The 22,113-nt window shown below is 71.0% G+C and carries 19 protein-coding genes; 11 read left to right on the plus strand and 8 right to left on the minus strand.

The annotated features are described in order from the left end of the window. Positions 1-60: 60 nt before the first annotated feature. On the plus strand, positions 61-864 hold the full coding sequence (locus ACWDLG_RS10355) for an arginase family protein (protein ID WP_449918131.1): 804 nt from the start codon (positions 61-63) through the stop codon (positions 862-864). A gap of 690 nt (positions 865-1,554) precedes the next feature. Here ACWDLG_RS10355 and ACWDLG_RS10360 read toward each other — a convergent pair. Further along, positions 1,555-1,926, minus strand: a complete 372-nt coding sequence (locus ACWDLG_RS10360; RefSeq protein ID WP_354905454.1) for an NlpC/P60 family protein — start codon at positions 1,924-1,926, stop codon at positions 1,555-1,557. A gap of 871 nt (positions 1,927-2,797) precedes the next feature. Between ACWDLG_RS10360 and ACWDLG_RS10365 the strand changes: the two genes are divergently transcribed. Then, the gene (locus ACWDLG_RS10365) at positions 2,798-3,058 is read left to right on the plus strand and encodes a hypothetical protein (RefSeq protein WP_449918133.1); all 261 of its coding nucleotides are present in this window, start codon (positions 2,798-2,800) and stop codon (positions 3,056-3,058) included. A gap of 602 nt (positions 3,059-3,660) precedes the next feature. Here ACWDLG_RS10365 and rsmA read toward each other — a convergent pair. Further along, positions 3,661-4,527 carry a 16S rRNA (adenine(1518)-N(6)/adenine(1519)-N(6))-dimethyltransferase RsmA gene (gene rsmA / locus ACWDLG_RS10370; protein WP_449918136.1) on the minus strand — a complete coding sequence of 289 codons (867 nt, stop codon included), beginning with the start codon at positions 4,525-4,527 and terminating at the stop codon, positions 3,661-3,663. A 55-nt stretch (positions 4,528-4,582) separates the two neighbouring features. Between rsmA and ACWDLG_RS10375 the strand changes: the two genes are divergently transcribed. After that, positions 4,583-6,133 carry a serine/threonine-protein kinase gene (locus ACWDLG_RS10375; RefSeq protein ID WP_449918139.1) on the plus strand — a complete coding sequence of 517 codons (1,551 nt, stop codon included), beginning with the start codon at positions 4,583-4,585 and terminating at the stop codon, positions 6,131-6,133. Continuing rightward, the gene (locus ACWDLG_RS10380; RefSeq protein ID WP_449918142.1) at positions 6,130-7,293 is read left to right on the plus strand and encodes a hypothetical protein; all 1,164 of its coding nucleotides are present in this window, start codon (positions 6,130-6,132) and stop codon (positions 7,291-7,293) included. The genes ACWDLG_RS10375 and ACWDLG_RS10380 overlap by 4 nt, the downstream gene beginning before the upstream one ends. A gap of 115 nt (positions 7,294-7,408) precedes the next feature. Here the strand turns inward: ACWDLG_RS10380 and ACWDLG_RS10385 are convergent, their stop codons facing one another. Continuing rightward, entirely contained in the window at positions 7,409-8,266 is an 858-nt protein-coding gene (locus ACWDLG_RS10385; RefSeq protein ID WP_449918144.1) for a TatD family hydrolase, read from the minus strand. 117 nt (positions 8,267-8,383) lie between these two features. Between ACWDLG_RS10385 and ACWDLG_RS10390 the strand changes: the two genes are divergently transcribed. The 3 genes from ACWDLG_RS10390 (at position 8,384) to ACWDLG_RS10400 (ending at position 10,506) form a co-directional block, all read left to right on the plus strand. Beyond that, positions 8,384-9,496, plus strand: a complete 1,113-nt coding sequence (locus tag ACWDLG_RS10390) for a PP2C family protein-serine/threonine phosphatase (RefSeq protein WP_354905441.1) — start codon at positions 8,384-8,386, stop codon at positions 9,494-9,496. 192 nt (positions 9,497-9,688) lie between these two features. Next, positions 9,689-9,991 (plus strand): DUF4326 domain-containing protein, encoded by a 303-nt coding sequence (locus tag ACWDLG_RS10395; RefSeq protein ID WP_449918146.1) that lies wholly within the window; start codon positions 9,689-9,691, stop codon positions 9,989-9,991. A 53-nt stretch (positions 9,992-10,044) separates the two neighbouring features. Then, complete coding sequence (locus ACWDLG_RS10400; protein ID WP_449918149.1) at positions 10,045-10,506, plus strand: GNAT family N-acetyltransferase; 462 nt, start codon at positions 10,045-10,047, stop codon at positions 10,504-10,506. A gap of 48 nt (positions 10,507-10,554) precedes the next feature. On the opposite strand, the gene metG is transcribed toward ACWDLG_RS10400, so the two are convergent. Continuing rightward, entirely contained in the window at positions 10,555-12,099 is a 1,545-nt protein-coding gene (metG, locus tag ACWDLG_RS10405; protein ID WP_449918151.1) for a methionine--tRNA ligase, read from the minus strand. A 75-nt stretch (positions 12,100-12,174) separates the two neighbouring features. Continuing rightward, entirely contained in the window at positions 12,175-13,404 is a 1,230-nt protein-coding gene (locus ACWDLG_RS10410; protein WP_449918154.1) for a glycosyltransferase family 2 protein, read from the minus strand. Between the two features lie 286 nt (positions 13,405-13,690). Here ACWDLG_RS10410 and ACWDLG_RS10415 point away from each other — a divergent pair, with 286 nt between their 5' ends. Then, the gene (locus ACWDLG_RS10415; RefSeq protein ID WP_449918156.1) at positions 13,691-15,166 is read left to right on the plus strand and encodes a hypothetical protein; all 1,476 of its coding nucleotides are present in this window, start codon (positions 13,691-13,693) and stop codon (positions 15,164-15,166) included. Here the strand turns inward: ACWDLG_RS10415 and ACWDLG_RS10420 are convergent. Continuing rightward, positions 15,117-16,646: a dolichyl-phosphate-mannose--protein mannosyltransferase gene (locus ACWDLG_RS10420; protein ID WP_449918159.1), complete on the minus strand. Its 1,530-nt coding sequence runs from the start codon at positions 16,644-16,646 to the stop codon at positions 15,117-15,119. The two genes, ACWDLG_RS10415 and ACWDLG_RS10420, sit on opposite strands and share 50 nt — an antisense overlap. A gap of 36 nt (positions 16,647-16,682) precedes the next feature. Then, complete coding sequence (rsmI, locus tag ACWDLG_RS10425) at positions 16,683-17,531, minus strand: 16S rRNA (cytidine(1402)-2'-O)-methyltransferase (protein ID WP_354905423.1); 849 nt, start codon at positions 17,529-17,531, stop codon at positions 16,683-16,685. Between the two features lie 78 nt (positions 17,532-17,609). Between rsmI and ACWDLG_RS10430 the strand changes: the two genes are divergently transcribed. From ACWDLG_RS10430 to ACWDLG_RS10440, 3 genes are all read left to right on the plus strand, one after another. After that, positions 17,610-19,217, plus strand: a complete 1,608-nt coding sequence (locus ACWDLG_RS10430) for a dolichyl-phosphate-mannose--protein mannosyltransferase (RefSeq protein ID WP_449918161.1) — start codon at positions 17,610-17,612, stop codon at positions 19,215-19,217. A 114-nt stretch (positions 19,218-19,331) separates the two neighbouring features. Continuing rightward, complete coding sequence (locus tag ACWDLG_RS10435; protein WP_449918162.1) at positions 19,332-20,504, plus strand: hypothetical protein; 1,173 nt, start codon at positions 19,332-19,334, stop codon at positions 20,502-20,504. Positions 20,505-20,678: 174 nt separating this feature from the next. Continuing rightward, positions 20,679-21,113, plus strand: coding sequence for a hypothetical protein (locus tag ACWDLG_RS10440; protein WP_449918163.1), 435 nt, complete (start codon positions 20,679-20,681; stop codon positions 21,111-21,113). Here the strand turns inward: ACWDLG_RS10440 and ACWDLG_RS10445 are convergent. Continuing rightward, positions 21,090-21,974: a DMT family transporter gene (locus ACWDLG_RS10445; RefSeq protein WP_449918165.1), complete on the minus strand. Its 885-nt coding sequence runs from the start codon at positions 21,972-21,974 to the stop codon at positions 21,090-21,092. The genes ACWDLG_RS10440 and ACWDLG_RS10445 overlap by 24 nt on opposite strands. Between the last annotated feature and the right edge of the window lie 139 nt (positions 21,975-22,113).

The raw sequence follows: 22,113 nt of genomic DNA on the forward strand, positions 1-22,113 counted from the left end.
GCATATCCTGCCGACGGCGAGGTCCCGCCGGAGGCAACCAGCACAGACGAGGTGACACCGATGTCTCAGGTGACGGTCATCGAGGTTCCGCAGTGGCAGGGCTCGGGCTCCCGTACGGCTCGGCGACTGGTCGAGGGGGCAGGACTGCTCGCCTCGATGGTGCCGGACGCCGCGCGACACCGGGTGGAGGTCGCGGACGGCGACTCGCCCGCCGCCTTCGCCGTCACGGCGACCAGGGCGAGAGCAGCGGTTGACGGCGTCGGGGACGGGCTTGTGGTCACGGTGGGCGGGGACTGCGGGGTCGAACTGGCGCCCGTGTCCGCCGCCCTCGACCGGTACGGCGAGCGCCTGGGCCTCGTCTGGTTCGACGCGCACGGCGACCTCAACACTCCGGCGTCGTCCCCGTCCGGCGCCTTTCACGGGATGATCCTTCGCGCGCTCACCGGCGAAGGGCATGGCGAGTTGCTGCCGGGACGGGCCATCAGTCCCGGCAGGGTGGTCCTGGCCGGGGCGCGTGACCTGGATCCCGGCGAGCGGGACTTCATCGCCGACAGCGGCCTCACCCATGTGACCGTGGCCGAGCTGTCCGACCCCGCGGTCCTGGTGGAGGCGGTGGCGGCCACCGGGGCTGAGGCCGTTTACGTGCATATCGACCTCGATGTGCTGGATCCTGGGGTGTTCGCGTCCGTGGGCAGTCCTGCGCCGGGCGGGTTGCAGCCCGATCACCTCCTCAAGCTGGTCGCGGCGCTGGTGGAGCGCTTCGAGCCGGCCGGGCTCGGCATCACGGAGTACGAGCCCGTTCGGCTGGAGGACCAAACGCTCCTCAGCCCGCTGATCGCGATGCTCGTCGCCAGCGCCTCCTGACCCACCCACCCGATTCGGCCCGCTGATCACAACGATCCTCACCCCGGACCTGTCCCGCGATTTGGCCCCCTGGTCGCGGCGCTCGTCTTGGCCACCCTGGTGGCGACGCCTGTCACCGACGCCTCCTTGCCAGCTCTGCAATCGGCCGGGCAGCACTGCGCCGCTTCCTCCCCCTGTCGCCCTGGGTGCCGATTCCGGCGCGTGAGAACCCCGGTGGCCAGTGACCCGTAGGCGCGCTGCAGCGACCCGTCGGCGGTGTCCGCCGTCGTCCGTCACCATGGTCGGCAGTATCCGAATGCTGACCGCTCCCGGACGTGCCCAGCGTGACCGGGACGTGCCCAGCATGACCGGGGCGTGCCGCATGACCAGGGCGTTCCCAGCGTGACCAGGACGTTCCCAGCGTGACCAGGACGTTCCCAGCGTGACCAGGACGTGCCCTTCGTGACCAGGACGCGCCCTTCGTGGCGGGGCGTGCCCATGTGTCCTGGAGACGCCTCCGCAGGTCCCTGGTCACGGAACACACCCATGGCTTCCCTACGCAAGGCTGATCACAGGGCCCCTTGGCCAGGCACGGGAGGTCAGGCCGGTTCCTTGCGATTTGCACCGAGGCTTTTCGTCGTCGATGTGCTGGGTTCCCTGCAGGGTCGTCTGAGGGATGCGCGGCCCAGGCGACCCGCAGGTTTCCTCGGGTCAGCCGGGGCGGACGGCGCCTCGGTAGCGGGCGCGGTAGTAGGCCGAGGCCAGGAAGTTGGTCTTCTTGACCACGTCGCCGGTCTTGGGGGCGTGGATCATGATGCCGTCGCCCAGGTAGAGGCCCACGTGGGTGGGGTCACCGGTGCCGCCGCCGAAGAACACCAGGTCACCCCGGCGCAGGTCGGGCAGCATGACGCGTTTGCCCTGTCGGAACTGCGTGCCGGTGTAGTGGCCGAGTCGTACGCCTGCTCTCGACCAGGCGTAGAGCGTCAGGCCCGAGCAGTCGAAGCCGATGGTTCCCGCGCCTCTGCCTATGCCCCGGCTCGGTCCAGAGGGAGTGCCGCCGCCCCAGGAGAACGGGGTCCCCAAGCGGGCGATCGCCGCGCCGGCGGCCGTGTCGCCCTTGGTTCGGGTGGCGCGTGGTTTGCCGGTGCCGGGTGTCGTCTTGCGCGGTCTGCCCGTGCCTCGCGGTGTGCTGGGGCGTTGACGCTCACGCGGGGCACGGACGCCGGGGCGACGAGGAACCACCTGATCCGCGCCACGTCCATCGGGTGACCCCACACGCCCGAACGCGTCAGGCCGCACTACTACCCATCCGGAGGCATCGCGATCTCGCCACATCAGCCACCCGGGAAGCCGCATCAGCCATCCGGGGACAGGACTCCCGGGCCGCACCACCCAGCGGGGATGACGATCCGACCGCGCGAGCCACTCACGGACAGGGCGTCCTGACGGCACCGCCCGTCCGAAGGCACCGATATCCGACCTGACCTGCCACCCGCGGGTAGGACTCCCTGGCGGCATCACCCATCCGAAGGCGTCGGGATCTCGCCGCACCAACCACCCTGCGACCGAACGCCCGGGCGGTACTCCCCGGACGTGGTCGGGGAGATCTGATCGCATCAACCACCCGGGGACAGGATGCCCGGGCGGTACTTCCCTGCCGTGAGCAGGGAGAGTCGGCGGCACCGGCCAGGCGGGGGCGGAGCGGTCTTGGGGTGTGGCCCATGCGGGGATGGGATGGTCAGGCCGCGCCACCTCGTCGAGGGCTACATGATCTGGGAGGACTGTCCATCGGGGGACAAGGTGATCGGGCGGGAGCGGTTGCCCCGGCGCTGAGCGATCAGGGGGTAGGGGCCAGCGGGACGGCAGGGCCCATGAAGTGTGGGGTGAGGTGCCTGGCAGAGCCCATGAAGTGTGGGGTGAGGTGCCCGGCGGGGACCAGGAGATGTGAGGTGAGGTGCCTGGCGGACGCTTCCAGGTGGGGATGCGGGCGGCCCAGGCGGTGAGCCAGTCGGCGTCGGTGGCGGGGATGCGCATCCCCGGCCAGCGGGTCGCTGATGCGCACGTATGCGAGGACAGGACGACCGTTGTGTGGGCATGGTCGCCGGGCGGCTTGACCGTGCCGGGGCACGGCGGCATGGCGAGGGCGGCCGCCGTCCCCGGCGAGGCGCCCAGCGTGGCGAGAAAACCGATGGTGAGCCACATCAGAACCTCCTGAGCCGTGGAAGGAAGGCTCAGGATCGTGCGGAGTGGCTTGGGTGGGAGGGGCCGAGCGGCGTTCTGTGGATATGGGCGCTCGCAGGCGCACCGGCTGTGGACAGGGCGACGGCAGCCGCAGCGCCAGCGGGCGAACCGACGATCCACCCCGAGGCGACCCACCCCGAGGCGATCCACCCCGAGCCGACCCACGCCTACAGGCGGAGGCACACCCCAACGTGACCCACACACCAGGCAACCGCACCCTGGCCGAGGGCCGCGCCCGGACCGGAGCATCCCAACCGACGGCCGGCAACCCGACCGACGGCCCGCGCCCAGACCGTGGCCCGACCGACGGCCCGCCCCGCCCCGCCCCAAGGATCTACGCCCCGGCCAACAGACCGCGGCTCGACCAACAGACCGCGGCTCGACCAACAGACCGCGGCCCCGACCAACAGACCCTGCCCCGACCAACAGCCCGCAGCCCGACCAACAGACCCTGCCCCGACCAACAGCCCGCAGCCCGACCAACAGACCCTGCCCCGACCAACAGCCCGCAGCCCGATCAGGAGCCCGCACCCCGGGCGAGAACGCACGCCGACGCGAAGAGACGGAAGCCGAACCTCACCCCGTCAGGTGTTCCGCGATCCGGGCGAAGGCCACGATGTCCAGTTGCTCGCCCCGTGTCGAAGGTTCCACCCCCGCCGCCCGCAGCGCCTCCTCCGCCCGCGCCGCCGTACCGAACAGCGCGGCCAGCGCGGCCCTGAGCGTCTTGCGCCGCTGTGCGAAGGCGGCGTCGACCACGGAGAAGACCTGTGCGCGGGTCGCCGACGTGGCGGGCGGGTCGCGCCGTTCCAGGGAGACCAGGCCGGAGTCGACGTTCGGCACCGGCCAGAACACCGTCCGGCCGACGGGCCCGGCTCTGCGCACGTCGGCGTACCAGGCGGCCTTGGCGGACGGCACGCCGTACACCTTGGAGCCGGGCGGGGCGGCGAGCCGGTCGGCGACCTCGGCCTGCACCATGACCAGGCCCTTGCGCAGCGAGGGCAGCGCCTCCAGCAGGTGGAGCACCACGGGCACCGAGACGTTGTAGGGCAGGTTGGCGACCAGGGCCGTCGGGACGTGCCCGCCGAAGTCGTCCAGGCCGACCTTCAGCGCGTCGGCCTGGACGACGGTCAGCTTGTCGCCGAGGCCGCGTGTGTCGACGGTCAGCGGAAGCTGGGTGGCCAGGACGGGGTCGATCTCCACGGCGACGACGTGGGCGGCCTCGGGCAGCAGCGCGAGGGTGAGCGAGCCGAGCCCAGGGCCGACCTCGATCACCACGTCGTCGGGCGACAGCCCGGCCGTGCGCACGATCCGCCGGACCGTGCCGCCGTCGATCACGAAGTTCTGGCCGAACTTCTTGGTCGGACGAAGGTCCAGCTTGTCGGCCAAATTACGTATTTCTACCGGGCCTAGCAGGCTCACAATGGCACTCCCCATGTCACACATTCAGTCTCCAGCATTCCCGACGCTACGAAGAACCCGGCAGGAGGAGGAGGATGGGATGAACGACGAAGGGACGTCCCTGATGGAGCCGACGGGCGCCACTCCACTGCGTCCGGCAGACGCGCGTGAGATCGGTCCATACCGCCTGCTCGGGCGGCTCGGCGAAGGCGGCATGGGAACGGTTTTCCTGGCGATCGCACCAACAGGGCGGCCGGTCGCGGTCAAGGTGGTGAAGACCGAATTCGCCCACCAGGAGGGCTTCAACGCGCGGTTCCACGCGGAGGTCGACAACGCGCGCAGGGTGGCGTCGTTCTGCACCGCGCAGGTGCTCGACAACGGCAACGACGGCGTGGGCAGGCCGTATCTGGTGACCGAGTACATCTCGGGCGTGCCGCTGTCGGACCAGATCACCAAGTACGGCGCGCTGGAGCCGGGCGCGCTGCACGGCGTGGCGCTGGGGGTGGCGGCGGCGCTCGCCGCGATCCACGTGGCGGGGCTGGTGCACCGTGACCTGAAACCGGCCAACGTGATCCTGTCGATGTCGGGGCCCAGGGTGATCGACTTCGGCATCTCGCGCGCCCTCGACCGTGAGAGCAACTTCACGTTGTCGGGCGAGCTGCTGGGCAGCCCTGGCTGGTGGGCGCCCGAGCAGGTGCGCGGGCAGCAGGTGACGCCCGCGGCCGACATCTTCGCCTGGGGCTGCCTGGTGGCGTTCGCGGGCAACGGCCGCCACCCTTTCGGGCGCGGCGACGCCATCACGCTGGCGACCAGGGTGCTGCACCAGGCGCCGGACCTGGGGGCGCTGCCGGCACCGCTCAACGACCTGGTACGGCAGGCCACCGCGATGGACCCGCTCCAGCGGCCGACCGCCCAGGACCTGCTGATCGCGCTGGTCGGCGGGCGCGTCCCCAGCGCCGACCCGCCCACGGTGGTCGCCGGAGAGCTCCTCGGCCAGGCGTGGCGGCCCCCGCCGAACGTCGTCAACGAGCCCGACGCCACCGAGGTGCTGTCGACGACGTTCGCCGCGCAGCCGTTCACCGAGGTGCCGGCCAAGCCGGTCCCGGTCGCCGCGGAAGGCGGCAAGCCGACGACCAAGCGCTGGCTGGTCGCCGCGGTCGCGGCGGGGGTGGCGCTGGTGACCACCATCGCGATCCTGATCGCCAGCGGCTCGTCGCCCTCGCCGGTGGACCGGCCGACCGAGGGGTCCGTCGCCTCCCGGGCGACGGCGCCCACCGACGTCGGCAAGCGGTTCACGCTCGGCACCGGGTTCGACGATCCGCAGCTGATCGTCTCCCAGCGGCCCGCCTGCGGGCTCGCCGACTACGGCGGCAGCCGGCCCGTCACCGGCCGGTTCTGCGTGGTCAAGTGGACGTTGGTGAATCCCGGTGGTACGGCACGCGCCGTCGGCACGCCGTCCGTCACCCTGCTCGACGACCGGGGCGCCCGCCACCAGGCCACCAGCCTGTCCAGCGCGGTTCCCCAGTCCATCCCGGCGGGCGGGCGCATCGACGGGACGTTCGTGTTCGACCTGCCGCCGCAGCGTCTGCCGGCCGTGCTGTCGGGCACCATGCTGCAGGGCGGGAAGGAGATCGAGGTGCGGCTGTCATGACCCGCGTACTCCTGGCCGCCGTCCTCCTCGCAGCCGGTCTGACCTCGGGAAACGGTGGCGCGGTCGCCTCGTCGGCGATGGCCTGCACGGGCGACGCGGCGGTGGGCGACCCGTTCGACGGGCCGGGCTCGGTCCACCTCATCTCCAACGGCAAGGTGGTGCCCGTCAAGCCGCCCGCCCTCCAGGAGAACGACGGGTTCGGCTGGTCGGTGGCGTTGGGCGAGGTCGACGGCGACGGCTGTACCGATCTGCTGGTCGGTGCGCCGTACACCGACGTGGAGGGGCTGGCCGACGCGGGGGTCGCCTACCTGCTGTCCAGGGGCACCTGGAAGACGCTGGTGTCCCCCGAGCCGCAGGCGGACGCGCATTTCGGCTGGTCGGTGGCAGCCAAGGGCGCGCTGATCGCCGTGGGCGCGCCGTACGAGGACACGGGCGATCTGGCCGACACGGGCTCCCTCTACGTCGGGCAGGGCGAGAGCACGCTGCGCAAGATCGACCAGGCGCCCCCTGAGGTGCCGGGGAGCCCCGAGGTGGGCGACCAGTTCGGCTGGGCGCTGGCCTTCGGCAAGGACAACAGCCTGATCGTGGGCGCGCCGTACGAGAACGACGACGGCGCGGGCGTCCAGAACGGTCAGGGAAAGCTCGACTCGGGCTCGGTGGTCCTCATCGCCGACGTGACCGCGCAGAAGCTGTCGGGTGTCAGGTGGGAGCCGCCCGACCGGAAGGCGGGCGACAGGTTCGGCTACGCGGTGGCCTACGCCGAGGGCGCGGGCATCGCGGCGAGCGCGCCGCAGGGCGGCTTCGTGCAGTTGCTCGACGCCGCGGCCAAGCCGGTCAAGAAGGTGACGGGCACGGGCACCTTCGGGTTCTCGCTGGCCGGTTCCAAGGACGGCAGGCTCGCGGTCGGCGCCCCCGACGAGGGCGGCACGGGAGCGGTGGTGATCCTGTCGGCCAAGGACGGCACCGAGGAGCGCCGGGTGGTCTCCCCGCGAGGCGGCCGGTTCGGCTGGTCGGTGGCCTTCACGGGCAACCGCCTGGTCGCCGGGGCGCCCGACGCTCCGCCGTACGGCGTGGCGGGCCTCGCGGGGCGCAACGAGGACACCGTCCAGGTGCTCGCGCCGCCGGAGGGTGTCGAGTTCGGCGCGTCGGCGGCGGGCTGAGCCGGCCGGTCGAACAGCCCGGCGCCGCGGTGCGGCCACTGCCCCTGCCGGCTGGGGATCGCGTCGTCGTCCTCCAGCCATCACCCGCGCGAGGCCGACCGAGCAGAGGCGGAGATCATCGGAACACGCCGAAGGCAGCCTCTCCGTTGGCGTTCACGGCCGCGCACAGATCGTCCACCGGCATGTCCTTGACCTCGGCCAGGCAGCGCAGGGTGAGCGGGATGAGGTAAGGGGCGTTGGGCTTGCCGCGGTGCGGCACCGGCGGCAGGTACGGCGCGTCGGTCTCCACCAGGATCAGCTCCTTGGGCGCCACCCTGGCCGCCTCCCGCAGGTAGCCGGCGTTCTTGTACGTCACCGGACCGGAAAACGACATGAAATATCCGGCTTCGACGCACTTTTTGGCCATTTCGGCGTCGCCGGAGTAGCTGTGGAAGACCACCCGGTCGGGCGCCCCCTCCGCCGCGAGCACCTTCAGCACGTCGTCATGGGCGTCGCGGTCGTGGATGACCAGCGCCTTGCCGGTCCGCTTGGCGATCTCGATGTGCGCGCGGAAGCCGGCGTGCTGGTCGTCCTTGGACGCCCAGTCGCGGAAGTAGTCGAGCCCCGTCTCACCGACCGCCCGCACGTCGGGCTCACCCGCCAGCGCCTCGATCTCGGCCAGCACCTCCGGCGTGGCGGCGTGCGCCTCGTTCGGGTGGATCGCCACGCCCGCGTAGACATCGGCGTGGGCGGCCGCCACCCGTGCGCCCCACACCGAGGACGGCAGGTCGTAGCCGATCGTCACGAGCGTGCGCACACCCACCGCGCGCGCGTCGGCCAGGATGCTCTCCACGCTGGCGGAGGCCGCCTGCGCGGCCTGGGCCACCGGATCGCCGGAGGAGGCCTGCCGGTTGCCCACCATGATGTCGAGATGGCAGTGGCTGTCGAAGACGGGCGTGGCCAGCGGCTCAGGCGCGGCGGGAAGCTTGCTCACCCACCCCAAGGTACCGGGACCGTCCCGGGTATACGGCCCGCAGGTGTATGGCAAGACGCCCTGGATGCCGGGCCTCCCCTCGCTAAACTCGGACACCTGCACACAGGCGGGAGTGTCATGTCCGTGGTAGAAGCCGTCCGCAGCGTCTGGTCACCCGGCGACAAGGTGATGGAGTTCTCCACGGGCGAGGGGCGCCCTCCCGCGGTCACCACCTACACCACTCCCTCCCTGGGCATGCGACGGCACCGCCTGCTGCTGACCGTGCTCACCCTCACCGCCCTCGCCGTCGGGCCGCTCGCGGTCGCCTTCGGCGTCGCCTGGGCGCCACCGATCATGCTCGCCCCGATCATCCTTCTCGGCGGGCTCCAGCTCAGGCTGCCCGCCCTGGCCGTCGTCCTGACGGCCTCGGCCGTCTCCGCCCTCGTCACGCTGACCGTCAAGGTGGAGATCGCGCAGCTGGTCATCCTGGCGGCGGTGGCCGTCCTCGCCGTGTTCCTGGCCTACACGCGCGACGGCGTCGGCATCCACGGCCTGCGCGGCGACCACGCGCTCATCCAGCTGAAAGCGCAGCTCAGGGCGATCAACCAGATCCCGCCGCTGCCCCGCGGATGGGGCCGCAAGGTCGCCCTGCAGGCCGCGCCCGGCGCCCTGTTCGGCGGCGACTTCCTCGTCTCGCACCTGGAGGACTCCCGCCTCCAGCTCGCCCTCGTCGACGTGTCGGGCAAGGGCAACGACGCCGCCGCCCACGCGCTGATGCTGTCGGGCACCTTCGGCGGGCTGCTGAGCACCGTGCCTGCCGCACGCTTCCTGCCCGCCTGCGACGACTACCTGGCCCGCAAGGGCGGAGAACGCCTCGTCACCGCCGTCCACCTGGACCTCGACCTGAAGAGCGGCGCCTACACCGTCACCTGCGCGGGCCACCCGCCCGCCGCCCAGTACTTCGGCGGCAGCGGCACCTGGCAGCCCGCCGCCGCGCAGGGCGTCGCCCTCGGCGTGGTGGACAACCCGGCGCGGGCCGGGGCGGAGGGCACGCTCGGCAAGGGCGATGCGCTCATGCTGTTCACCAACGGCCTCTGGGGACCGCGCGCCGACCCCGACACCGGCCTCGACCGGATCCTCGGCGCGGCCCACTCCCTCGTGCGGGAAGGCTTCGGCGAGACCGCCACGCTGGTCAAGACCGTCCGCAACCGCGAGGACGACTCCGCCCTCGTCGTCATCTGGCGCACCTGACCCGGCGCGCCGGCCGCCGAGAGGCGGGACATCCGCGCCCGGTCGTGCGGCTCGACGGCCGAGCCCTCCGCCGCCTCTCGTCGTCCCGAGGAAGGCCCTCGTCGTTCCGAGGGAAGGCCCTCGTCGTTCCGAGGGAAGGCCCTCGTCGTCCTGAGGGAACGCCCTCGTCGTCCTGAGGGAAGAATGGATGGCATGACGCCCCGGAGGGTGAAGGTCATCGGCGACCTCTACCACGGACACGTCCCGCCCGGCGCCGTCTACGTCGGGCGGGCGTGTCCGGGCCTGCCCGCCAGCCCCTACCGCAATCCGTACCCCATCAAGAACCGCGGGCGGGAAGAGGCTCTCCGGCTGTTCCGCCGCTACCTCGACGAGCACCCGGAGCTGGTCGAACAGGCCCGCCGCGAGCTGGCAGGCCACGACCTCGCCTGCTGGTGCAAACCGGACGAGCCCTGCCATGCCGACATCTGGCTGGAGATCCTGGCCGACGACGGGTGAGGTCACGTGGCCGGCCCCTGGTTTGTCGGTGCCCGGTGCCAGACTCCTTGCGCATGAGCGACGATGTGCGGCTGCGGGATGTCGAGGAAACCGACCTGGAGCTGTTCTTCCAGCAGGAACAGGACCCGGAGGCCACCCGGCGGTCCAACTTCGCCCCCCGGGAGCGGGAGGCCTTCATGACCCACTGGACCACGCGGATCCTCGCGGATCCCACCGTGTACGTCCAGGCGGTCACAGTGAACGGCGTGGTCGCGGGCAACCTCGTGGCCTGGTGGCACGACGACCGGCGCTTCATCGGCTACTGGCTGGGCCGGGAGTACTGGGGCCGGGGCATCGGCACGGCGGCGCTGGGCCTCTTCCTGCGGCAGGAGCGGACCCGTCCGCTCCACGCCGACCCCTTCGCCGGCAACACCGGCTCGGTGCGGTTACTGGAGAAGCACGGTTTCCAGCGCACCGAGACGGTCCGGTACGGCGAGCACGACCACATCATGCTCGTGCTCCGCGACGAGGGCTGAGCAGCCGAGCGCCCTCCGCGTGATCGCGGAGGGCGGGGACGGCGCTACCTACTCCGCGCTCTCCAGGCGCGGGAAGAGGATCTCACCCTTCACGATCCGCGCGCCCGCGGGCAGCCTGCCCCACTGCCCGGCCTCGCTCACGCGCTGCTCCGCCAGCGCCCCCAGGTGCTCCTCGGCGCCCAGCGACGCCCACAGCTTCTCCGCCGTGGCCGGCATCACCGGGTTGAGCAGCACCGCCACCGCGCGCAGCGACTCGGCCGCGGTGTAGAGGATCGTCGCCAGCTTGGCGCGGCCCTCGTCCGAGGTGTCCTTGGCCACCTTCCACGGCTCCTGCTCGCTGAGGTAGCCGTTGACCAGCCGCACGAAGTCGAAGATCGCGCCGAGACCACCGACGAAGTCGAGGTCGTCGCCGATCGCCTTGTCGGCCTTGGCGACGGCCTCGGCCAGCGCGGCCGCGACGGCCTCCTCCCGGACGGCGGCCGCGGGCAGCTCGCCGTCGAAGTACTTGCCGACCATGGCCGCCACCCTGGAGGCCAGGTTGCCGAAGTCGTTGGCCAGCTCGGAGGTGTAGCGGGCGGCGAAGTCCTCCCACGAGAACGAGCCGTCCTGGCCGAACGGGATGGCCCGCAGGAAGTAGTAGCGGTAGGCGTCGACGCCGAAGTGCGCGGTGAGCTGCTGCGGCGAGATGCCGGTCAGGTTGGACTTGCTCATCTTCTCGCCGCCGACCATGAGCCAGCCGTTGGCGAAGACCTTGCCGGGCACCGGCAGCCCGTTGGCCATCAGCATGGCGGGCCAGATGACCGCGTGGAAGCGGAGGATGTCCTTGCCCACCAGGTGGACGTTGGCCGGCCAGATCTGCTCGAAGCGCGCGGGGTCGGAGCCGTAGCCGACCGCGGTGGCGTAGTTGAGCAGGGCGTCGACCCACACGTAGATGACGTGCTTGTCGTCCCACGGGATCGGGATGCCCCAGTCGAAGGTGGAGCGGGAGATGGACAGGTCCTGCAGGCCCTGCCGGACGAACTGCACGACCTCGTTGCGCGCCGAGGCGGGCTGGATGAAGCCGGGGTTGGCCTCGTAGAAGTCGAGGAGGCGCTCGCCGTACTCGGAGAGCTTGAAGAAGTAGTTGTCCTCGCGCAGCCACTCGACCGGACGCTTGTGTATCGGGCAGAGGTCGCCCTCCAGCAGCTCGCCGGGGGTCTTGAACTCCTCGCAGCCGACGCAGTAGGGGCCCTCGTAGCCACCCTTGTAGATCTCGCCCTTGTCGTAGAGGTCCTGGACGAACTCCTGGACCCGCTCGGTGTGGCGCTTCTCCGTGGTGCGGATGAAGTCGTCGTTGGCGATCTCGAGGTGCCGCCAGAGCGGCTTCCACGCCTCCTCGACCAGCTTGTCGGCCCACTCCTGCGGCGTGACGCCGTTGGCCTCGGCGGTGCGCATGATCTTCTGGCCGTGCTCGTCGGTGCCCGTCAGGAACCACACCTGCTCGCCACGCTGGCGGTGCCAGCGCGTCAGCACATCGCCCGCGACGGTCGTGTAGGCGTGGCCCAGGTGAGGAGCGTCGTTGACGTAGTAGATCGGCGTGGAGACGTAGAACATGACACCAAGACTAAGGCTCGGGCCAAGCGTCTTGCGCGGCATCGCGAAGGATGCCGCGCCGCGCCCGGCCGGTCTTCACCCCTGGGGGGCGGAGGACTGCTCCCTGGTGACGGCCTCGGCCGCCTCTTCGGCCGCCTTGGCGGCGATGTCGGTGGCCGTCTCCTTGGTGCGCCTGATGCCCAGGATGCTGACGAACAGGGCGGCGAAGATGGTCTGGAAGCTCATGATGAGCGCGGTGGCCGAGGGGACGACGATCCGCAGCGACTCGCGCGGGTCGAGCGCACCGAAGCTGCGCACCTGCCAGTGGACCAGCGACATCACCAGTCCGACCAGACCGGCCAGGGCGAGCAGGCCGCCGACGACCAGCCCCTTCTCCAGCGTCACGATGCTGATCAGTTTGCGGACGCGTGGAGATTCCGGGAGGAATCCCTCCTCGGCCGCATAGACCTTGGTGAAGAGGGCGAACAGCGCCGCCTGGAAGCCGATCACCACCGCGGCGGACGCGCCGACCAGCGTGTCGACGTCGAAGGCGAGCTCGCCGATCTTCACCGGCCCGAACGTCAACGCGGCGCCCGCGACCAGGCCGATCGCCATGAGGACCAGGCCGGGGATGAAGAAGAGCCACTTGGGGCTGTACAGCAGCAGGAAGCGCAGGTGGCGCCAGCCGTCACGCCAGGAGCGCAGGTGCGGGGGCCTGGAGCGGCCGTCGGGCGAGAGCGTGGTGGGCACCTCGCGCACGTCGAGGCCCTGCAGGGTGGACTTCACCACCATCTCGCTGGCGAACTCCATGCCGCCGGTCTGCAGCCCGAGGCGCAGGATCGAGTCGCGACGGAAACCGCGCAGGCCGCAGTGGAAGTCGCCGATGGCGCTGGGGAAGAACAGCCTGCCGACGAACGACAGGACCGGGTTGCCCAGGTAGCGGTGCAGCGCGGGCATGGCGCCAGGGGCGATGCCGCCCTTGAAGCGGTTGCCCATCACCAGGTCGGCCCCGTCGCGCAACTGCTCGACGAACGGCAGCAGCGCGGTGAAGTCGTAGGAGTCGTCGGCGTCGCCCATGATGACGTACTTGCCTCTGGCGGCGCGGATGCCGCCCATGAGCGCGTTGCCGTAGCCCTTCGCCTCAACGTGGACCACGCGGGCACCCGCGTCACGCGCGAGCTGTTGCGAGCCGTCCGTGCTGCCGTTGTCGGCGATCAGGACCTCGCCCTCGATGCCGTGCTCCTCCATGCACGCAATAGCCTTGCGTACGCAGACTTCCACGGTCTCTGCCTCGTTGAGGCAGGGCATGACCACCGTCAGTTCCACGTCCAGACCCTTCAGTCACAGCGCTTCCAGCCAACCATCATGCCCTGTGCCCCATGGTGGTCGGGTCAAGTCCCAGAAACGGCTGGCATTCTTTGAGAGAATCTTCGGCGAAGACCCCAATGATAGAATCGGGTTGCTCGGCAGTGTCGATGCTGGGCCTACCGCCGGACAGGACTATCCGGTCCTTTGCAACAGGAGCGGTGGAGGTCAAAGCATGGTGAGCGTTGCCGAGAGAACGCGTGTCGAGCCTTCCGCCCCGGGGCGAAAGGCTCGTTTGCTGTCCTACGTGGGCAGACACCGCGTGTTCGTCACCGCCTTCGCGCTGGGCGCGTTGCTGCGGCTCTTCGCGATGCTCGGCTACGGCCCCGCGATGTGGTTCAACGACTCCTACGAGTACGTCTCGGTGGCGTTGCACCCGAGGCCGAGCGCGGTCCGGCCGGACGGCTACAGCTTCTGGCTGATGCTGCTGCGGCCGTTCCACAGCTTCTCCGTGGTGATCTTCACCCAGCACCTCATGGGCCTGGCCACGGGCGTGCTGATCTACGTGTTGCTGCGCAGGAAGTTCGCGCTGCCCAAGTGGGGCGCGACGCTGGCCGCCGTCCCCGTGCTGTTCGACGCCTACCAGATCCAGCTCGAGCAGCTGGTGATGTCCGACACGATGTTCACGCTGCTGGTCGTGGGCGTCATCACGCTGGTCCTCTGGCACCGGCGCATGTCGTGGAAGGTCGGCGCGGTCGTCGGGTTCCTGCTCGCCCTCACGGCGCTGACCCGCTCGATCGGCCTGCCGATCCTCGGCCTGGTCGTCGTCTACATGCTGGTCAAGCGCAGCGGGTGGAAGCCGGTCGTGGCGATGGTCACGGCCTGCGCGATCCCCGTCTTGGCCTACATGACGTGGTTCTCCACCGCCTTCGGCAAGTTCGCGATGACCAACAGCGACGGCCTCATCCTGTACATGCGGACGTCGATCTTCGCCGACTGCACCAAGATGAAGCTGGACCTGCCGCGCGAGCTGCCGCTGGCCCTCATGTGCATCGAGGAGCCGGTCAGCGAGCGGATGCCGTACGCGCAGTGGTACCTGTGGGGCACGGGCAGCGGCAAGGACGGCTCGGGCAACGAGGTGCTGCACCGGCTGCCGGGCAAGAAGTTCGACGGCTTCAAGAACGAGCTGGCCAGCGAGTTCGCCAAGCGGGCGATCCTGTCTCAGCCGGGCGACTACCTCGCGGTCGTGGCTCGCGACTTCATGCGGGCCTTCACCTGGGGCAGGCCGCGCTTCCCCGACTCGAAGACCTTCAACATGTACCAGTTCCGCCCTTACTACGACCTCGACGCGAACGGCCGGCCGCAGCGGCTGCCGAGGTGGAACACGGTGGGCGGGTTCGCCGACACCGACGCCTACATGTACGAGCAGGGGCCGGCCGAGACCAGGATCGTGCAGCCGTGGGCCGACATCATGAGCGCCTACCAGAAGGTGTTCTACCTGCAGGGCGTCATGCTCGGCGGCATCCTGCTGATCGGCCTGGCGGGAGTGGTCGTCAGGTGGCGGAGGCTGGGCGGGCCCGTGCTGCTGCCGTGGCTCGGGGCGTTCGGGCTGATCCTCGCGCCCGCGGCCACGGCGGAGTTCGACTACCGCTACCTGCTGCCCGCCGTACCGCTGGCGTGCCTGGCGGCGGCGATCACGCTCAGGCACGGGATCGGGCTGCGCCGCTCCGCGCTCACACCCAGGAGCGCATCAGCATCCGAGCCCACCACTGTGCGAACGTGATCGTCTCGGCCGACAGGATCGGGTAGAGCCACCAGAAGTTGATCAGCACGACGAGCGCGCAGGCGCCGACGGCCGCCGCTCCTGCGGCCCGCCTGATCGGCGGCGCGCTCGCCGGGCCCAGCGCGATCCCGGCGACGAGCACGAGCGCCAGCACCATGAACGGCACGACGGGGACCATGTAGAACAGGTACATCGTGCGGTTGTCGGCGATCGCGTAGTAGAACCAGGGCAGCCAGCCCGCGCCGTAGCCGAGCAGGACGGCACCGGCCCGCCAGTCGCGCGAGGAGACGTACCACGCGACGAGCGCCAGCAGCGCGAGCGCGGCCAGGTACCAGAGGGCGGGCGTGCCGACGCCCAGCACCGCCGAGGAGCACTTGTCGGCGCCGCAGCCGGTCGGCGCCGGATCGCTCGGATAGTAGAAGGACACCGGGCGCTGCAACAGCGGCCACTGCCACGGCTCCGACATGTACGGGTGCTCCTTCGACAGGCCCGTGTGGTACCCCAGCACCTGGAGCTGGTAGCCGAGCCACGAGCGCAGCGAGTCGAAGACGAAGAAGACCGGGCCCGCCGTCGTGGCCTGCTCCCAGTTGCGCCCCCAGCCTTCCGCCCGCGCGAACCAGCCGGTCCAGCTGAGCAGGTAGACCCCGGCGGGCAGCAGCGCGAGCGCCCCGAGCGCGCCGGTCAGGTCCCGCAGCACCACTCCCCTGTACGGCTGCCGCAGCCCGAGCGCCCGCCGCGCGCCCGCGTCCCACACCAGCGACATGGCGGCGAAGGCGATGAGGAAGAAGATCCCGGACCACTTGACCGCGCACGCGGCTCCCAGGCAGGCGCCGGCGGCCAGCCGCCAGGGCCGGATTCCGAGAGACGGCCCCAACGCGGTGGGCAGGGAGGTCGCGTACCACGCCGACAGGCGCTGCCTGGCCGCGTCCCTGTCGACCACCAGGCAGGCGAACCCGGCCAGCACCCAGAACATCAGGAAGATGTCGAGCAGCGCGGTGCGCGAGAGCACGAACGTCAGGCCGTCGAGCGCCAGCATCAGCCCGGCCAGGCAACCGAGCAGCGTGGAGCGGGTCATCCGGCGCGCGACCCTGGCGATGATCAGGATCGACAGCGTGCCCACCACCGCGCCGGCGAAGCGCCAGCCGAACGGGGTCATGCCGAACAGCCACTCGCCGACGGCGATCATCCACTTGCCGAGCGGGGGGTGGGCGACGTACTCGGCGCATTCCGCGACGGTCGGGCACGTCTTCCAGATGTCGAGGTCGCCCCTGAGGATCATCCGGTCGGCGATCGGGTCGTCGGTGGTGCCGAGCGCGAGCCGTTCCGCGCCGAATTTCAGCAGCGCGTAGGCGTCCTTGATGTAGAAGGTCTCGTCGAAGACGACCGCGTGCGGCTCGCCGAGCCTGAAGAACCGAAGGAATCCCCCGAAGGCGGTGACCAGGAGCGGCCCCACCCATCCCCATAACGTATCGACCGGCATGGGGGGAACTAGTCGCCTATTTCCCACCTTGGCACCTTAGGCGGTCGGCGATCTCCTGTGAACCGCGTCGTACAGCTCCCGCTTGGGGACTCCGGCCTCCTTGGCCACCTCGACGACCGCCTGCTTGCGCTGGACGCCCTCGGCCGCGCGCCGGTCGACCTCGGCCACGAGCGCGTCGATGTCGGGAGGGCCCGCGTCGGGGACGTGGCCCGCGACGACCACGGTGATCTCACCCTTCACCCCCGCCTCGGCCCAATCGGCGAGCTCGGCGAGGCCGCCCCGCCGTACCTCCTCGTAGGTCTTGGTCAGCTCGCGGCAGACGGCGGCCCTGCGGCCGGGACCGAACGCCTCGGCCATCGCCCGCAGCGCCGCCGCCAGGCGGTGCGGGGCCTCGAAGAACACCATGGTGCGTTCCTCGCCGGCCAGCGCGGCCAGCCTGCGGGCGCGCTCGCCCGGCTTGCGGGGCGGGAAGCCCTCGAAGCAGAACCTGTCGCTGGGCAGGCCGGAGACGGCGAGCGCGGTGGTGACGGCCGAGGGGCCGGGCAGCGCGGTGACCGTGATGCCCGCCTCGACGGCCATGCTGGTCAGGCGGTAGCCGGGGTCCGACACTCCCGGCATCCCCGCGTCGGTGATCACCAGCACCGTGCGGCCGTCGTGCAGCGACTCCATCAGCTCGGTGGCGCGGGCGGCCTCGTTCTGGTCGTAGTAGGAGACGATCCTTCCGCCGATCTCGGCGCCCAGATCGGCGGCCAGCCTGCGCAGTCGCCTGGTGTCCTCGGCGGCGACCACGTCGGCGTTCTCCAGCGCCTCACGTAGTCTTGGTGACGCGTCGCCGACCTGACCGATAGGCGCGCCCGCCAGCACCAGCCTGCCCTGTTCTCTCACCTGGCCATTGTGTCAGGCAGCCCCAAATGGGCGGTGTTTCTTACGTACCTACCGCGTTGGGGCCCCTACGATGTCCGAATGGCCGTGACCGATTTCTCGCACCAGGCCTTCTCCAAAGCAGAGGGCGAGCCTGCGCGATCCCTACGCGACAGGCTGGTCCCGGCCATGCCGGGAAACGTCCTCTGGGGATGGATCGGGCCGCTGGTCGTGGCCGTGTTCGGCGCCGTGCTCCGCTTCACCGACCTCGCTCGGCCCAAGGCCGTGGTCTTCGACGAGACCTACTACATGAAGGACGCCTACTCCCTGCTCACCTGGGGAGTCGAGCGCGTCACCGTCAAGGACGCCGACAAGCTGGTCCTCGCCGGGCGGACCGGTGAGATGTGGAAGCAGTGCGCGGCCGACAAGATCGGCGAGTGCGCCTCCTACGTCGTCCACCCGCCCCTCGGCAAGTGGATGATCGCGGCGGGCGAGTGGCTGTTCGGGCTCAACCCCTTCGGCTGGCGGGCGGCCGCGGCCTTCGTCGGCGCGCTGTCGATCCTGATCATCGCCAGGGTCGCGCGCCGGATGACCCGCTCCACGCTGCTCGGCTGCTTCGCCGGCCTGATGCTGGCGCTCGACGGCCTGATGTTCGTGCTCTCACGCACCGCGCTGCTCGACGTCTTCCTGATGTTCTGGGTGCTGGCCGGGTTCGCCTGCCTGGTGGTCGACCGCGACAAGGCCCGCTCGCGCCTGGTCGACTGGTACGAGAGCGCCACACACTCCGACCGGGGCCCCTACCTGGGTGTACGGCCATGGCGGCTGGCGGCCGGAGTCTGCCTCGGCGCGGCGTGCGCGGTCAAATGGTCGGGCATCTTCTTCCTCGTCGCCTTCGCGATCATGTCGCTGGTGTGGGACGCGGGGGCGCGCAAGGCGGTCGGGTTGCGCTCGCCGTACGCGGGGGCGCTGGAGAAGGACGTGCCCTCCGGGCTCATGGCGATGGCGCTGGTGCCCGCGGTCACCTACGTCGCCACGTGGGCCGGCTGGTTCGCCAACGCCACCGGATACAGCCGCAACTGGACCGAGGCGACCTCGCAGGGCCCGGTCCACTTCGTCATCCACTCGATCGGGTCGTGGATCGACTACCACTTCCAGGTCCTCGGCTTCCACAGCCAGCTCGACTCCTCCCACCCCTACCAGTCCGAGCCGTGGTCGTGGCCGCTGCTGCTGCGCCCCGTCGCCTTCTTCTACGAGGGCAGGCAGAACATCTGCGGGGTCAAGGACTGCTCGGAGGCGGTCCTCGGCGTCGGCACCCCCGTCATCTGGTACGGCGGGCTCGCCGCGCTGATCGCCATGGTGGTGTGGTACGTCGCCTCCCGCGACTGGCGAGCGGGGGCGGTCCTGCTGGCCTACCTCATGGGCTGGCTGCCCTGGTTCTACTGGGCGATCGCCGACAACCGCACGATGTTCCTGTTCTACGCGGCGCCGATGGTCCCGTTCATGGTGCTCGCGCTCACGCTGGCCGCGGGGCTGATCATCGGCCCGTCGACCGCCTCGCCGTCCCGCCGCATGATCGGCGCCGCGGTGATCGGCGCGTTCGCGTTGCTTGCATTGATCAACTTCGGGTGGCTCTACCCCGTCCTGTCGGGCGAGGTGATCCCGTATGCCGATTGGAATGCCCGCATGTTGCTCCGGTCACGGTGGATATGATCCAGAGAACTGTCCGCTTGCAACTGGTTTCGTAGGGTAGGCGCCGTGCACGACCCGATACGCACCGGTTTCGGTCATCGTCAGGGCTGGGGTCCATACGGCAAACTTCGAGGCATGCCTGCACCGGACGTGGCCGCCCTTCTCCTGGAGTTGGAGCGATCCGAGCCCGAAGTGGCCGACGAGGCCAGGACCGCGGTGGAGTGGCTGACCGGCGGCGAGCCGCTGGAGACGGTCACTCAGCTCGACGTATGTGGATTCCTCTGGTTCACCCTGCCGATCAAGGTCGACGGCGACCGCGAGAGCACCGCCGTCTCCCTCGGCCGGCTGCTGCGGCTCGGCGGTCTCGACCGCTACGCCGCGCTGTGCGAGTCACCGACCACGACCGAGATCCTGCGCACCTACGAGCGTGACGGGGAGGAAGCCGGCACCGCCGCCTACCACCAGGCGCTCAAGGCCACCGGCGTGCTCCCGCCCGACGTGCCCGAGCTGCAGTGGAGCACCATCATGGGGCCCGAGGAACTGGGCGCGCACGTGGCGTGCTCGGCGGCGCTCGAGCTGGCCATGCTGACCTCCCCCGACTTCGACGGCCAGGTCGAGCTCACCCGGCGCTGGCTGACCGAGCCGCGCCCCGAACTCGGCGGCGACAGCTGGCTGCACCGGGTGCAGGGCGAGCGGCTCAACCGCTGGGTGCTCGGCCGCGGGCCCGCCCGCCGCGAGCTGGCCCAGCCGTTCGAGGTACGGCTGCACGCGCCCGTACCGCCCGCGCCGCTGCCCGCGCTGCAGGGACTGCTGGCGCTGGCCGCCTCGGAGGAGGGCGTGCCGCTGCGGCTGCCGCCCTCGCCGGAGGCCATCGCGCTGCGCGAGCTGGCCGAGCACACACTCGGCGTCATCCGGCCCTTCGGGACCAGGCTCGTCATCACCGCCGAGGGACGCCGCCTGCTCGCCTCGCCCGACGACCTGTGGGAGGCGGCCACCGGCCTGCTGCTGGGCCAGAGCGACAGCGAGCTCACCGTGTCGGCGGGCGAGGCGGCTCTGCTCCTGCTCGCCTCGGGCGACCCGCTGCCGTGGGCGGAGCTCTGCGCGAAGGTCTCCGAGGTGGTCGGCGGGGAGGGCTGGCGTCCCGACGACGTCGCCGGCACGCTGGCGACGCTCCTGCGCCACGTCACGGCGCTGGGCCTCGGCGTCACCCTCGACGGCTCGATACGGCTGACGCCCGCCGGACAGTCGGCGGCGCTGGCGGCGCTACGGGCCCACGCGCTTCGACCACGGAAGTACGTGAGCGTCTAAGCGCGCCGCCGGGGGCAGGGGGTCCGTGCCGGATCCCCTCCGCGACCCTTCCGCCCCCTCGACAAGGAAGCGGCCCGCCTCCCGCGCCCCACACCCCGCCTCCCGCCGCGCCCGCGCGCACAGCGCCCGACGACAGGCGGAAGCGCGGGAGGCGCGGAAGCGCGGAAGCGCAGGATGCGCGGTGGCGCGGGGGCGCAGGAAGCGCAGGAAGCGCGGCAAGCGCGGCAAGCGCGGGAGGCGCGGCAGGCGCAGGAAGCGCAGGAAGCGCGGCAGGCGCAGGAAGCGCGGCAGGCGCAGGAAGCGCGGCAGGCGCAGGATGCGCGGCAGGCGCAGGATGCGCGGGAGACGCGGAAGCGCGGGAGACGCGGAAGCGCGGGAGACGCGGAAGCGCGGGAGACGCGGAAGCGCGGGAGACGCGGAAGCGCGGGAGACGCGGAAGCGCGGGAGGCCGCTGGGCGGCGACTCGTTCGTCTTCGGGTCGTGCTCGGCTTCGGGCTGCCGGTCGCCGGCAAGGACCTCATCCCGCTCGGCGTGATCTGCCCGCTGATCTCCTTCGTCCCGCCGACCCGGCAGGCCGGCTTTAGGTCAGCCCACCCGCCGGCCGCCTGACCGCACGGGCCTGCTGCGCGAGACACCCACCCCCGCCAGGCAGAGCAGGCCGCCGAGCAGCGTCAGCCATCCGGGCACCTCGCCCAGCACGGCCCACGACATCAGCACCACGATCGCGGGCACGAGGTAGGTGGTGGCGCCCATCTTCCCGGCCGTCGTCCTGGCCAGCGCGTAGGCCCAGGTGGTGAACGCGAGGGCGGTCGGGAAGACGCCCAGGTAGACGACGTTGAGCGTGGCGCTCACCGACGCCGTGGACACCTCCTCGACCAGCTGCCAGGCGAACGGCAGGCAGGCGGCCGCGCCGACGAAGCAGCCGAACGTCGTCACCTGCAGGGCGTTGGCGTGGCGGAGGGCGGGCTTCTGGAAGACGACGCCGATGCCGTACGAGACGGCCGCCAGCAGGCAGAGCAGCACGCCGCCGAGCGAGGAGCGCCCGCCGTCGGACATCGACACCCCGACGATCGCCGCCCCCACGAACGACACGGCCAGCCCGGCGAGCAGGGCGCGTGGGAAGCCCTCCTTGAGCAGCCAGCCGCCGAGCAGGGCGACCACGATCGGGCCGATGTTGACCACCATGGCGGCCGTGCCCGCGTCGACGAGCTGCTCGCCCCAGTTGAGGGCCACCATGTAGAGCCCGAACCAGAGCAGGCCCGAGCCGAGGATGCCGGGCCACGCCGCCCGGGGCGGGACGCCGCCGCCACGCGCCAGCCAGATCACCGCCAGCACCGCCGACCCGGCCAGCAGCCGGCCCAGGGCGAGGGCTCCGGGGCTGTACTCGGCGCCGGCGCTGCGGATCGAGACGAACGCCGAGGCCCACAGCAGCACGGTGACGCCTGCGGCGACGAGGGCCTTGTTCTCCATGGGACGCCACCTTACGAGCACGCCCCGACAGAACGCTCGCGGGGATCGGCTCCCGCATTTTCACACGCACGTCTAAGACAGGGGTGTTGCACAAGCGTATGAGACGCATGTATGGTTTGGATTGCAGGCAGAACCCCCT

It is taken from the genome of Nonomuraea sp. NPDC003727, from assembly GCF_053586935.1.